The following is a 13,573-nucleotide window of genomic DNA, read 5'->3' on the forward strand; positions in this document are numbered from 1 at the left end:
AGCGGGCCGAGAGCGCACAGTCAGGCCTGGACGTAGTCGGCGAGATGGCGGCCCGTCAACGTGGCCCGACCAGCGACGAGTTCCGCGGGCGTGCCCTCGAACACGATCCGGCCCCCGTCGTGCCCGGCGCCGGGGCCGATGTCGATGATCCAGTCGCCGTGCGCCATGACGGCCTGGTGGTGCTCGATGACGATCACCGACTTGCCGGAGTCCACCAGGCGGTCGAGCAGCCGCAGGAGCTGCTCGACGTCCGCGAGGTGCAGCCCGGTGGTCGGTTCGTCGAGAACGAGTACGCCGCCCTTGTCGCCCATGTGCGTGGCGAGTTTGAGCCGCTGCCGCTCGCCGCCGGAGAGGGTGCTCAGCGGTTGCCCCAGGCTGACGTAGCCCAGGCCGACATCGTCGAGGTGGCCGAGGATGCGGTGCGCGGCGGGGATCTTCGCGTCGCCGTCGCCGAAGAACTCCAGAGCCTCCGCGACGGGCATCGACAGGACCTCGCTGATGTTGCGGCCTCCGAAGTGGTACTCGAGCACCGCAGCCTGGAACCGCCTGCCCTCGCACTCCTCACACGTGCTGGACACGCCCGCCATGATCCCCAGGTCCGTGTAGATCACGCCGGCGCCGTTGCACGCGGGGCATGCGCCCTCCGAGTTCGCGCTGAACAGAGCGGGTTTGACGCCGTTGGCCTTCGCGAACGCCTTGCGGATGTGATCGAGCAGCCCCGTGTAGGTGGCGGGATTGCTGCGGCGGCTGCCCTTGATCGGGGTCTGGTCGACGGTGACGACGCCCTCGCGCGGGCTGATGGATCCGTGGATCAGCGAGCTCTTCCCCGATCCGGCGACCCCGGTGACCACCACGAGCACGCCGAGCGGCACGTCGACGTCGACGTCCTGCAGGTTGTGCTCGGTCGCGCCCCTCACCTCCAGGACGCCCGACGGTGCCCGGACCTCCGCCTTGAGGTGGGCCCGGTCGTCGAGGTGTCGTCCGGTCAGCGTGTCCGCCGTGCGGAGCGCGTCGACGGTGCCCTCGAACACGATCTCGCCGCCTGCGGTCCCGGCCTTCGGTCCCAGGTCGACGACGTGGTCGCCGATCGCGATGGTCTCGGGCTTGTGCTCGACGACGAGCACGGTGTTGCCCTTGTCCCGGAGCCGGAGAAGCAGGTCGTTCATCCGGGCGATGTCGTGCGGATGCAGGCCGATGGTGGGCTCGTCGAAGACGTACGTGATGTCGGTGAGCGAGCTGTTGAGATGTCGGATCATCCTGGTGCGCTGCGCCTCGCCGCCCGACAGGGTTCCCGCGGGCCGGTCGAGCGACAGGTAGCCGAGGCCGATCTCGACGAAGGAGTCGAGGGTCTGCCGGAGACTCTCGAGCAGGGGAGCGACGCCCGGATCGTCCACCGCGCGCACCCACTGCGCGAGCTCGTTGATCTGCATGGCACAGCAGTCCGCGATCGACGTGTCGTTGATCTTCGACGATCGAGCCAGCTCCGACAGCCGTGTTCCGTCGCAGTCCGGGCAGGTGTTGAACGTGACGGCCCGTTCGACGAAGGCCCGGATATGAGGCTGCATCGCCTCGACGTCCTTGGACAGGAAGGACTTCTGGATCTTGGGGATGATGCCTTCATAGGTGAGGTTGATCCCCTCGACCTTGATCTTGGTCGGCTCCTTGTACAGCAGATCGTTCAGCTCGCGCTTCGTGTACTTCGCGATCGGCTTCGCGGTGTCGAAGAAGCCGCTGCCGCGGTAGATCCGACCCTGCCAGCCGTCCATGCTGTATCCGGGAATGGTGAACGGCCCGTCGTCGAGCGACTTCGAGTCGTCGTACAGGGCGGTGGGATCGATGTCGTTGACACTGCCGCGCCCCTCGCAGCGCGGACACATCCCACCGGTGATGCTGAAACTGACCCGCTCCTTGACCTCGCGGCCGCCCTTGTCGTGCTTGACGGCGCCCGCTCCGCTCACCGACGCCACGTTGAAGGAGAACGCCTGCGGAGATCCGATATGAGGATCACCCAAGCGGGAGAACAGGATCCGCAGCATGGCGTTGGCGTCGGTCGCCGTGCCGACCGTGGACCGCGGATCGGATCCCATGCGCTCCTGGCCGACGATGATCGCCGTCGTGAGGCCGTCGAGCACATCGACGTCGGGGCGCGCGAGCGTGGGCATGAATCCCTGGACGAACGCGCTGTACGTCTCATTGATCAGGCGCTGCGACTCCGCGGCGATGGTGCCGAACACCAGAGAGCTCTTACCCGAGCCGGACACGCCGGTGAACACTGTGAGCCGCCGCTTGGGCAGCTCGATGCTCACGTCCTTGAGATTGTTCTCGCGCGCACCGTGGACACGGATCTTCTCGTGGGAATCGGCGGCGTGCGGCATGGGGGCTCCTGTCGGACGGGGGGCGCGGTGACACGGGAACCGGACCAGGCTACCGCCGCACCTGCGTGTGGCCGGGCCAGGCGCTCGAAGGGCGGACAGTCGTCGCGCCAGGCGCCAGGTACCCATTACGCCGATAATCTACATTATGACATTACATTGTCTGCGTATTCACCTGATGAATCACGGAACGACTCTCCCCGGCTCGGCTGCCGGCGTCAGCCCGATTGGCCTCGTGGACCGCTCGCGACCTCCCTCGATTCTATGCTCGATCTCGCAAATAGCAGCGGGCCGAGCGTCCGCTTACCAGGCAGACTTCGTCGCGATCGCGTTGCGCCGCGTGTCCGTCTACCTGGCCATATTGACACCTGGTCTCATTCAGTGTCCGTCTACCTGGCCATATTGACACCTGGTCTCATTCAATGCATCATTGATTCGTTCAGCGTATCCGACCTCGGGAGCAATCTGATGCAGATCGACGGTGCTGGGCGAATCCACCTGGCGCAGGCCGTGCCCGTCCTCCGCGCCGAGGAACAGGTGCTCAGCTTGATGCTGGAAGGCTGGCGAAACCAGCAGTTGTCGAGGAACTTGCAGTTCGCCACTGTCGAGCAGCGGGTTCGCTGCGTAGAGCGGTTCATCGACCACGTGAACGAGGACCCGTGGAACTGGACGCCAGCGATGGTTGAGGAGTTCTCCGCCGATCTACGGACGATCAAGCATGTATCCCACTCGACACTCCGGAGCTATCACGGCGCCCTCAAGGCGTTCACCAGCTACATCAGCAATCCCGACTACGGCTGGGACCTCGTGTGCGAGAAGTACTTCGGCACGCACCCAGCGCAGGTCTTCTTCGACTGGAACACCGCCTCGCACGCTCAGGAACACGACGGACGACCAACGAAGCGCCCGTTCACCCGCGAGGAGCTGAGTGTCCTGTTCGAGCACGCCGACAACGAGGTCGAACGGATTGGGCGGTCGGGCCGGAAGGGCTGGCAAGCCGCGTATCGCGACGCAACCATGCTCAAGGTCGCCTACGCGTACGGCCTCCGATTCAACGAGCTGCGGCACCTTCAAACCGTGGACTTCGCTCGCAACCCCCACGCGCGAGAGTTCCGCTCCTTCGGCCTCTGCAAGGTGCGGTACGGAAAATCTCGACGGGCGTCGCCGCCGAAACAGCGAAGCGTACTGACCGTCTGGCGGTGGACACCCGCGGTCCTCGAGGACTGGATCGCCAACGGACGAGGTGCCTGACACCTTGGACATGTTCCCAAGTGAGCGGGGCGGTCTTGTCGTCGAGTCCACTCTGCTGCGCAGACTTCGTCGCTACTGCGACGAGTTGGAGCAATCCGATGGGCTTGACCTGCACTCGCTGCGGCGCTCGTACGCCACCCATCTGCTCGAGGCCGGCTGGGACTCGCGTTTCGTCCAGGACCAGATGGGGCACGAGCACGCGTCGACAACTGGGATCTACCAGTTCGTATCCGACGACTTCCGGCGCACCACCCTGCGCGCAGGGTTGGATCGAGCACTGAACGAAGCTCTTAGTCCAGGAATTCAATCGTCGAGGGGATGAAGACGATGAAACGTACAGTCTCCTACACGTGGCGCCTGCCGGAGTTGATGGCCGCACGAGGCCTGCACAACACCACCGAATTGATTCCGCTGCTCGCCGAACGGGACATCACGCTCTCGCGCCCGCAGGTGTACCGGATGGTGAATCAGCGCCCCGAGCGTGTTTCCTTGCAGGTGATCGCCGCGCTCTGCGACATCTTCGAGTGCACGCCCGCAGACCTGTTGACCACGACCGCAGCGGATGCGCGAGTACGCAAGACCGGGACTGCAGCAGCACGCAACGTCGTCCCGCTCGATCGCACCGTGCGACCTCGACGCGCCAACGTCCTCGACGAGTAACGCGGAAGGAACAGCGATGCAACCCGATGACCACTGGGTCGCCCGCCCCGACGGCCTCTCCCTCGGTCGACGGCGCGCGGCCGTCCTCGAACGACGTCGGATCGGTTCGACCCGTGTGCTCGGTGCGGACGCAACATTCCCCGCCTCGCAGCACGATGGCCCGAGGGGCGCCTTTGCAACCCTTGCTACTTCGAGGCCGTGCGCGCCCGTGGGACATGCCCCACCTGCGGCGTGAATCGGTTGTTGCCGGGCCCTCCTGACAAGTCAGGGCGCCGCAACTGCGCAGAGTGCGCCTGTATCCCCTACGACTTCCATTGTGACGAGTGCGGCGAGGAAGCCGCCCACCATCGTGGTCGCAGGTGCGTTCGGTGTGTCCTTCGAGAAACCCTTGGCGACGACCTCGGCGGCAGTCCCGTCGACCCCGCTTTGATCGGACTCGTCGATGCACTGTGCGCATCGGACCGCCCCGAGTCGATCCTCACGTGGAGGCGTTCGGCCAAGGTCCAGAACCTGTTACGCGCCCTCGGGACAGGCGCTATTCCAGTCACGCACGAGGGTCTCGACAGCGCGCACGGGCGACCCTCAGAACATCTCCGCGCTCTCCTAGTGCACCACGCGCTCCTGCCCGATCGTGATCCATACCTCCCGGTCTTCGAACGATGGATTGGCAACAAGACCGCCGACCTCCCAGTCGAAGTACAGCAACCGGTGACGCACTTCGCGACCTGGCATCACCTGCGACGAATCCGAGACAAGGCAGCCGCCGGCGAGGAGACACGCGCCGCGGTCCATTCGGCGAAGCAGGAGATCACCGAGACCGTGAAGTTCCTCACCTGGCTGCACACCACGTACGGCCGGACTGCCGCAACCTGCACACAGCAGGACGTCGACGAGTGGCTCACAACCGGGCCGACCACGCGCCACATCATTCGCACCTTCTTCGTGATTGCTCGCAAATCTGGCCTCAACCGCCAGGTCACGATCGGATTCCGCGATCCCAAGACCGCCCGCCTGCTGAGCCAGGAGCAACGGATCGCCTGGATTCATGAACTCCTCACCAGCACAAACGAATCGGTCCAGTATCGAGTCGCTGGAATGCTGCTCTTGCTGTACGCGCAACCACTGGTCCGGGTGGTGGAGCTGCCCGTCACAGCCGTCACCGACACGGGTGACAGCATGACGATCCTCCTGGGAAAATCGCCGATCGACGTCCCCGAGCCGTTCTCCGCGCTGGTCCGGACGCACGTCGCCACTCGCCCGAACCTGAGAACAGGGAGCGGCCCCGAGAGCCCGTGGCTATTCCCCAGCTCGTTGGCCGGCCGACACCTGCATCCCAACACGGTGATGGACCGGCTTCGGACTCTCGGGATCAATATCCTCGGCTCGAGGAATCGCGCCCTTGCGGAACTCGTGCTCGATTGCCCGCCGTCCCTGGTCGCGGACGCCCTTGGCTACAGCCCGCAAGTCGCATTTCTCCACGCGGCCAAGTCAGCTGAACCATGGGCGCGCTACGCCGGCCGACGCGTTACGCGCCCGGAGTGACCTACGGTGTAGTACTGCCGCCAGGGCCCCGAACTGTGACATCCTGGCCGTGCGGCGACGTCCCCACAACTCGAACCGTCAGCGCTGTACCTTGAGACACTGCAATTCGAGACTCGGCGGAACGTACTCCGATAAAGTACTGGCTGACCCCATCATTGATGGGGTAGGTGACAACCTCAGCGATGCTCCCCTGCCGATCACCAATCGGCAGAAGTCTGTCGGGCGATGGGGTCGCACCACCTGTGCGTTGCCCGCTATGAGTAGTGCGATCGAACGTGAGTGAGACTTGGACTGTACAAGCACCGGTTACGCCCACTTTGGCGGACTCGCCGCCGTAAACCATCGGTGAGGAAACGACCGCCACGGTCCACCCTACCACCCCTTGCCCTCCGAAGACGTAGCTAACTTCAGACTGTGTCGCATCAAAGTTTTGGGGTGTAACCGATACCAGCTTCGCGCCCCCGACGGTTCGATAGGAGCCGCGACAGGCTGGGACGGCGGCTGTATCACGACCGGCGCGATCGAGCCGTCACCTACCGACAGCAGCCCCGATTGACTGCCAACTACGTCACAAGCGGGAGATGAAGACGAAGGTGAGACTACCGGCGGAGCCGGTGCCCGACTGGTCTGACATGCGGCTAGAAATGTTGCACCCGCAAGTGTCGCGGCGCTCATGCGAAGGAGCGTGCTCCTGTGTGCGTTCGCGGCCTGGATACTCATAAATTCAACGATACAAGAGCGTTCCGACGATTCACCACCCAAACTTCACGGATCCCGCGTGTCAGGACTCGCGCGTGACGTACACTCACCACAGGTTCCTTAGGCCAAGCAATAATATGCACTCGAGGTGCCTGGCCAGTTCTGTGGGTGTCACCAAACATGAAGGGATGCAAGTGAAATGAAGATTCGACTCGGGGGAGCCAGCGTCGCTCTGATGCTGGGCGCGGTGACCTCAACCTTGGTCCTAGCGCCAGCATCGGCGGCTCCAGGATGCGGTGCTCAATGGTGCTTCTTTGCCGGGGCGAACTACACAGGGGGAATCACTGCTACCGGAAACGGTGAGATCGGTTGCGTATCGATCCCGCCCTCCCGGTCTGGATCTAGCACCAGCATCTTCGCCGGCGACGTCTACTCAAATCCGGGCTGTAACGGTGCGAGTTCCCCTCAAGGATCCCCGGACTACGGCTTCAACGCAGTGTCTTTCTTGACGTGTTCCGTCTGCCGACCTGAGTGACACATGAGTTAGGTGTGATGTCCAGGGAGGTTGGTCAGCCCGGCAACGGCACGTCTGACTGACAGGCCAAGGCCCACCGGTAGTGAAGTGGAGCTGTCTAGTTCACCGCTTCACAGACCGGAGGCCTTCGATGTCCCACGCTACCCACTTCAATGCCGTCCTGACTCCACGTACTCGGCTCCGGCTCGCCCGACTGATCGTTGAGAAACGATGGACCTACGCCGCGGCGGCGAAGATGTTCATGGTCTCGCCCCGTACCGCGAAGAAGTGGGCCGGCCGATACCGCGTCGACGGTGTCGAGGGAATGAAAGACCGCAGTTCGCGGCCCCGCACGAGCCCGACGAAGACGCCGCCGCAGCTGGTGCGCCGCATCATCGGGTTGCGGTGGCGCCACCGTCTTGGCCCGGTGCAGATCGCCGGCCGCCTCGGCATCGCCGCCTCCACTGTGCACGCGGTATTGGTGCGCTGCCGCGTCAACCGCCTCGCGCACATCGACCGGGTCACCGGCGAGCCCTTACGCCGCTACGAACACCCTCACCCCGGCTCGTTGATCCACGTCGACGTCACCAAGTTCGGCAACATCCCCGACGGGGGCGGTTGGCGATTCGTCGGCATCAAGCAGGGCAAGTCCAACCGGGCAGCTACGTGTCTGACTAAGATTCCGGTCGGGAGCTGCGAGGTGATCTTATGTCGCGTTTTCAGGTGCTCTCAGACGCTCAGTGGTCGTTGATCGAAGACATGCTTCCGCGGCCTAGCGGTCGGCGGGGTCGTCCGTTCTCGGAGGCCCGGACGATGGTCGAGGCGATCATCTACCGTGTCAAGGTTCGTGAGACGAATCCCGTTATGTGGGCTGTATGAGGGCCTCCTGTTGGATGGGTTGGTTGATCCATGCCGCGGTCGGTAGCGGCGGTGGGGGCCGGCGGTGGAACCGGTCGGGATTCGCCGCGTACGCGTCCACGCGGCCAAGTCAGCTGAACCGTGGGCCCGCTACGCCGGCCGACGCGTTACGCGCTCGGAGTGACCTACGGTGTGGTACCGCCGCCAGGGCCCTTGCGGGCATATCCGACAGCGAACGCCATTGCAGCCAACGCGACCCAAGCCATTCCGAGCTCGCTTTCTGCCGCCAGGAGTCCGAGCCCGACGCACGCGAAGACGACGCAGATCGGGTAGGCCAGCCGTTCCAACATGGCTTTCAGAGTAGGCAATCACCTGCGCCTGGGTGTCCTCACATGACCTGACTGGCCTTACGTATACGGCTGATTCTGATACGCAGGGTCTCCACTAGTGCCAACAGAACACCGCACCCCTTCTCCGCGTCGTCACCAAGCGTGACGTTGGTCCTCGGCAAGCAACAGACTTCATGCTGGTGGTGTGCCACGTCCTATCGCAATCGCCGCGACCATCGTCGCCGGGATGGTCTACCTGGGCGGATGCGGCTATCGGCCCGACGGTGCCGGGCCGGCCAGCGCGGCACCGACCACTGCTTCACCCAGCGCCGTCGCGCCCCTCGATTGCACGCCGCGTCCATCGAGCGAGTCCGGCGACGACAGCGGCAGAACACCGACGTTCCATGCCACCCCGGGACAGTTGCCCGCGCCCGACGCCGGCGAGGTCGGCGGTGTCGCCATCCCACGCGGGCAGCTCGTGAAGAATGCGGACGGAGTCGCCGTCGCGTGGCTCGGGACCGACGTGCTGAGTGAGGACCGACTGATCGGGTTGATCCGCGATCTGGCGGGCGTCTTCTCCCGTACAGGGCTGTGGCCGATAAGGGTTCCGACTCAGTACCGGGACGACGCCGTACTCGATCCCCCGTGGTTGGAGACGGGGCCGGAACGATCCCTCGCGGCGATCCCCACGGCGCCCGCCGTCTATGAGCGAATCTGCCGCGACTACGCACGCCACAGCGCCGACCTCGAGCCGTTGGTGCCGCCCGTGACCGCTCTGGCACGACGCCAGCCGGGGCCGGAGATGATGCCGAGCGGGCTGCGGATCGCCAAGGGCGGCGGTCTCCTCCTCGTACCCGTCGCGCGCCCCGCCGACGTTCCCGCGGTCCTGGGCTGGTTGGGCGCCACCAATACTCAGCTCACCGGGGCTGACATCACCGCGGTTCTTCGATCATGGGAAGACCGATTCGAAGCCGTTCTGGTGTCGATCGGGTTCGATACGCTCGAGGTGCAGGTCGGAAACCGCCCCGAATCCGCGCAGCAGCGCGGCAAGCTCGTCTCCGAACACTATTGGATCTGCCCGGACAACTTCGCAGCGTCCATGCCAGACTATTACAGCCAGGGCCTCTCGACGTGGACCAGGTGGTCGTTCTGGTGGGACTAGGTGCACCGGACCGGCTCCCTCGATCGATCGGCCGGCGCACGCCGGCAGCGATGACGGTGCTACCCGCGCCGGGCGAACTCGTCCGCCAGCTCCGCCACCCGCCGCGCGATGTCGTCGCGCACGAGACGCATCCGCTCGATCCCGTCGACCCCCCGTTCGGACGGCTCGTCTGTGTCCCAGTTGACCAGGCGCGTACCGTCGGGCACCTCGACGACGGCTTCGCGCCCGAGCGTGACCACCAGATCGACCCGCGCGAGCAACTCGGGGTCGATCGCCTTCGGCGTCTCGCCGGTGATGTCGACGCCGACCTCGGCCAGCGCCTCCGCGGACAGGCCGTTGACCGCGCTCCCGGGCCTGGTCCCGGCGGAATGCACCTCGACCGCACCGCCGGCGGCCCGGCGCATCAGGCCGGCCGCCATCTGCGACTTGCCGCCGTTCTTCACGCACACGAACAGCACACTCGGAGTGGACATCACTCCCCCTTTCCCGGGAATCGCTTGCGGAGGGCAAGTGACACGTACACCAGGGCGACCAGCACCGGCACCTCGATCAGCGGCCCGACGACGCCGGCCAGGGCCTGGCCCGACGTGGCGCCGTACGTGGCGATCGCGACCGCGATGGCGAGCTCGAAGTTGTTGCCCGCCGCGGTGAACGCCAGCGTGGTGGTGCGCTCGTACCCCAGGCCCGTGACCGCTCCCAGCAGGTACCCGCCGCCCCACATCACCGCGAAGTACACCAACAGGGGCAACGCGATCCGTGCGACGTCCCAGGGGTGCGAAGTGATCTGCTCCCTGCAGCGCGAACAGGATGACGATGGTGAACAGCAGCCCGTACAGCGCCCACGGACCGATCCTGGGCAGGAACGTCGCCTCGTACCAGGCGCGCCCCTTGGCCCTCTCCCCGATCCTGCGCGACAGGTAGCCGGCGAGCAGCGGGATGCCGAGGAATATCAGAACGGACCGAGCGATCTGCCACGGCGAGGTTTCGATCGTCGTCTGCTCGAGCCCGAGCCACCCGGGCAGGATCGACAAGTAGAACCAGCCAAGGACCGCGAACATGACCACCTGGAACACCGAGTTCAGAGCGACCAGCACCGCGGCGGCTTCGCGGTCGCCGCAGGCCAGGTCGTTCCAGATGATCACCATCGCGATACAGCGCGCCAGCCCGACGATGATCAGACCGGTGCGGTACTCGGGCAGATCGGGCAGAAAGATCCACGCGAGGGCGAACATCAGCGCCGGGCCGAGCACCCAGTTGAGCACCAGCGACCCGAGTAGCAGTGCGCGGTCGCCGGTGACAGTGCCGAGGCGGTCGTAACGGACCTTCGCCAGCACCGGGTACATCATGACCAGCAGCCCGAGCGCGATCGGCAGCGAGATGCCGTCGACGTTGATCTTCTCCAGCGCAGTGTTCAACCCGGGAACCATCCGGCCGAGCAGCAGGCCGGCGGCCATGGCGACGCCGATCCACACCGGGAGGAACCGGTCAAGGGTGGAGAGCTGGCCGACGACCGGCGGATGCTCGGCCGTCGGGGCGGGGCTGCTCACGAGAGAACCTCCAGCGAAGCGGCGGGTTCGCCCGCCTGCAGGACCTCGGCGAGCGAGGTCAGGACCTCGGGGACGACGCGGTAGTACACCCACGAGGCGCGGCGCTCAGACTCGAGTAGCCCCGCGGCCTTGAGGACCTTCAGGTGATGCGAGATCGTCGGCTGCGAGACGTCCACCGCCGGCGAGATGTCGCACACGCAGGCCTCACCGCCCTCGTGGCTGGCGATCAAGCTGAACAGCCGCAACCGGACCGGGTCCGCCAGGGCCTTGAACACCACCGCGAGGTCGGCGGACTGCCCCTCCGAGAGGCTCGCGGACCAGCGGTGAGCACCGCACGGTCACATCGGTCAACGGAATCGAATTCGACACCCATCGATATTGACAAACATCGATCCCGGCCGCAAGGAAGCGTGCTCGCAACCTGCTGCTAGATGAGCGATCCGATGCAGCAGCTGCACCCGACGACCTACCGAGGCGGGGCGCCGACGGCGGCGAGCGCGGCGTCGATCACCGTGCGGTACCCCAGCTCGAGCGCGGCATCCGAACGGAGCGTGCCGCTCTGATAGCCGACCAGCAGGTACATCGCGATCCGCGCGAACTCGTCGGCGCGCGCCTCGTCGCCGACGATCGCGACGTACGTCTCCCGGATCGCGGCGAGGCGGATGGCGTCGACCTCCGCAAGATGGGTCAGCACCTCGGGGTCATGCGCCGCCCACACCCGGATGGCTGCCTCCGAGTCCGCGTCCAGACTCAGCCCGATCTCGACGAGCCGCTCCAGCCGGGCGCGCGGATCCGCGATCGCGGTCGCCTCGACGATCAGGCGCAGGCTCTGATCCTCGCGCCAGAAGGCGATCAACTCGGAGGTGTACTCCCCCCAGCTCGCGAACGCATGGTAGAAGCTGCCGGTCGTGGCCCCCGCGCGGGCGCACACCGCGGCGAGCTTCAAGTCGGCGTGCCCGTGCCGTCCCAGCACCGCGAGCCCGGCGTCCAGGAACCGCCGCCGCGCCTGCGGTGTGGGCGCGGACTTGCGCTCGACCGGCATAGCACCTCCTGTGTGACCTCTTGCACAAAACTATAAGTCGACTTACAGTGAACGTGCACTCACTTAGGAGGAGTCGATGGCCAAGGCGAGCCGCAATGCCCACCTCGATCCCGAGGTCGATTTCGTGCGGATCTACCGTGATCTGACCACGCTCGAGTTCCCGTGGGACTTCAACCAGGCGCTCAGTTTCGCGCTCTTCCGCACCTACGCGGTGCCGAGCATCGGCGCCCTGCTGCACCGCACCGCGGAGTTCGAGAACCGCACCCAGAAGCGCTACGACGACACTGCACTGCTGCTCGAGGTCCCGCTCACCACCGGCTTCGACGACGATCGCGGCCGCGCCGCGATCCGCCGGATCAACCAGATGCACCGGTCGTACGACATCTCCAACGACGACATGCTCTACGTCCTCTCCACGTTCGTCGTGGTCCCGCAGCGCTGGATCGACCGGTACGGCTGGCGCAAGCTCACCGCGGCCGAGCTGCGGGCGTCAGTGCTGTACTACCGCACCCTGGGAAAGCACATGGCGATCAAGGGAATTCCGGAGGACTACCTGGGATTCGCGAAGCTGATGGACGACTACGAACGCGACCACTTCGCGTACGACGGCGGCGCCCGCAAGGTCGCCGATGCGACGAAGGCCCTGCTCGCGTCCTTCTACCCGCGGCCGCTCGCGCCCGCCATCGATGTCTTCAGCCGCGCAATCATGGACGAACCGCTGCTCGCGGCGTTCCGCTACGACCGGCCGAACGCGGTCGCGCGCGCCCTCTCGAACGGCGGTCTCAAGCTCCGCGCTGCCGTCGTCGCGAAGCTTCCCCCGCGCCGAAAGCCGCTGCACGTCTACGAGATGTCGAGGATCAAGAGCTACCCCGGGGGCTTCACCGTCGAGCAGATGGGCACCTTCCCCACCGCCTGCCCGGTGGACCACAACGCGCTCACGACGTGACGCGGAACCGCACGGCCGCACCGATCGGCACCTGCGCGAGGCGACCCAGGTGGCGCTCCGCCACCACCGCCAGCACCGGATAGCCGCCCGTGGTCGGGTGATCGACGCCGAAGACCACCGGCTGCCCCGAGGGCGGCACCTGGATCGCGCCCGGCACCAGCGCCTGGCTCTGCACTTCGCCGCCGGCCCGGTCCAGGGGCGGTCCGGCCAGACGGACCCCGACGCGGTCACCGTTCGGCGTGACCTCCCACACCGCGCTCAGCAGGTGCCCCCAGGCACCGTCGGGGAAGAGGTCGGCGTCGGGTCCGAGCGCGACGTCGAGCACCGTCGGACTCCTCCCGTCCGGGACCGCCGGCACGGTCTCCGGCTCTCCGACGGCGGCTCTCGGCGCCCGTCCGACGGGGAGGACGTCGCCCGCAGCGATCGGGTCTGGCCCGAGGCGCGCGAGGGTGTCGGTGCTGCGGCTGCCGAGTACCGGGGCGACGTCGACGCCGCCGCGCACCGCGACGACGACGCGCAGTCCCGCGCGCACCGGTCCGACCGCGAGAAGGTCGCCGTCGTCGAGCCCGACCGGCCGACCACGGTCGACGGTGCGCCACCGCCCGTCGGGCGACTCGACGCCGAGCGGCGCGTCGGCGCCCGTCACGGCGA

The 13,573-nt window shown here is 66.2% G+C and carries 9 protein-coding genes and 4 pseudogenes; 7 read left to right on the top strand and 6 right to left on the bottom strand.

The window, feature by feature from the left end; translation table 11 throughout:
* Nucleotides 1–20: 20 nt before the first annotated feature.
* On the bottom strand, nucleotides 21–2,375 hold the full coding sequence (locus tag MTP03_RS11725; protein WP_248488501.1) for an excinuclease ABC subunit UvrA: 2,355 nt from the start codon (nucleotides 2,373–2,375) through the stop codon (nucleotides 21–23).
* Between the two features lie 465 nt (nucleotides 2,376–2,840).
* Between MTP03_RS11725 and MTP03_RS11730 the strand changes: the two are divergent.
* The 6 genes and pseudogenes from MTP03_RS11730 to MTP03_RS11750 all read left to right on the top strand — a co-directional run bounded on the left by MTP03_RS11730 (nucleotide 2,841) and on the right by MTP03_RS11750 (nucleotide 9,387).
* Nucleotides 2,841–3,945, top strand: a pseudogene (locus MTP03_RS11730) (tyrosine-type recombinase/integrase).
* Between the two features lie 5 nt (nucleotides 3,946–3,950).
* Entirely contained in the window at nucleotides 3,951–4,283 is a 333-nt protein-coding gene (locus tag MTP03_RS11735; RefSeq protein WP_248488502.1) for a helix-turn-helix transcriptional regulator, read from the top strand.
* A 606-nt stretch (nucleotides 4,284–4,889) separates the two neighbouring features.
* On the top strand, nucleotides 4,890–5,825 hold the full coding sequence (locus MTP03_RS11740) for a hypothetical protein (RefSeq protein WP_371820735.1): 936 nt from the start codon (nucleotides 4,890–4,892) through the stop codon (nucleotides 5,823–5,825).
* 1,364 nt (nucleotides 5,826–7,189) lie between these two features.
* Nucleotides 7,190–7,705, top strand: a pseudogene (locus MTP03_RS11745) (leucine zipper domain-containing protein); the annotation flags it as partial.
* Nucleotides 7,706–7,797: 92 nt separating this feature from the next.
* The gene (locus MTP03_RS23685) at nucleotides 7,798–7,917 is read left to right on the top strand and encodes a hypothetical protein (protein WP_371820968.1); all 120 of its coding nucleotides are present in this window, start codon (nucleotides 7,798–7,800) and stop codon (nucleotides 7,915–7,917) included.
* 513 nt (nucleotides 7,918–8,430) lie between these two features.
* A complete protein-coding gene (locus tag MTP03_RS11750) occupies nucleotides 8,431–9,387 on the top strand; it encodes a DUF4253 domain-containing protein (protein WP_248488504.1) in 957 nt (318 codons plus the stop codon).
* Between the two features lie 59 nt (nucleotides 9,388–9,446).
* On the opposite strand, the gene MTP03_RS11755 is transcribed toward MTP03_RS11750, so the two are convergent.
* The 4 genes and pseudogenes from MTP03_RS11755 to MTP03_RS11770 form a co-directional block, all read right to left on the bottom strand.
* The gene (locus MTP03_RS11755; protein ID WP_371820736.1) at nucleotides 9,447–9,860 is read right to left on the bottom strand and encodes a low molecular weight phosphatase family protein; all 414 of its coding nucleotides are present in this window, start codon (nucleotides 9,858–9,860) and stop codon (nucleotides 9,447–9,449) included.
* Nucleotides 9,860–10,934, bottom strand: a pseudogene (gene arsB, locus MTP03_RS11760) (ACR3 family arsenite efflux transporter). The gene MTP03_RS11755 and the pseudogene arsB overlap by 1 nt, the downstream one beginning before the upstream one ends.
* Nucleotides 10,931–11,303: pseudogene (locus MTP03_RS11765) on the bottom strand (metalloregulator ArsR/SmtB family transcription factor). Before MTP03_RS11765 ends, arsB begins: the two co-directional pseudogenes overlap by 4 nt.
* 97 nt (nucleotides 11,304–11,400) lie before the next feature.
* Complete coding sequence (locus MTP03_RS11770) at nucleotides 11,401–11,976, bottom strand: TetR/AcrR family transcriptional regulator (protein ID WP_248488506.1); 576 nt, start codon at nucleotides 11,974–11,976, stop codon at nucleotides 11,401–11,403.
* Between the two features lie 76 nt (nucleotides 11,977–12,052).
* Here MTP03_RS11770 and MTP03_RS11775 point away from each other — a divergent pair, with 76 nt between their 5' ends.
* The gene (locus tag MTP03_RS11775) at nucleotides 12,053–12,922 is read left to right on the top strand and encodes an oxygenase MpaB family protein (protein ID WP_248488507.1); all 870 of its coding nucleotides are present in this window, start codon (nucleotides 12,053–12,055) and stop codon (nucleotides 12,920–12,922) included.
* On the opposite strand, the gene MTP03_RS22780 is transcribed toward MTP03_RS11775, so the two are convergent.
* Nucleotides 12,912–13,568, bottom strand: coding sequence for an allophanate hydrolase subunit 2 family protein (locus MTP03_RS22780; protein WP_256465141.1), 657 nt, complete (start codon nucleotides 13,566–13,568; stop codon nucleotides 12,912–12,914). The two genes, MTP03_RS11775 and MTP03_RS22780, sit on opposite strands and share 11 nt — an antisense overlap.
* Nucleotides 13,569–13,573 lie beyond the last annotated feature (5 nt).

Source organism: Tsukamurella sp. PLM1 (assembly GCF_023168325.1).
Classification (GTDB): domain Bacteria; phylum Actinomycetota; class Actinomycetes; order Mycobacteriales; family Mycobacteriaceae; genus Tsukamurella.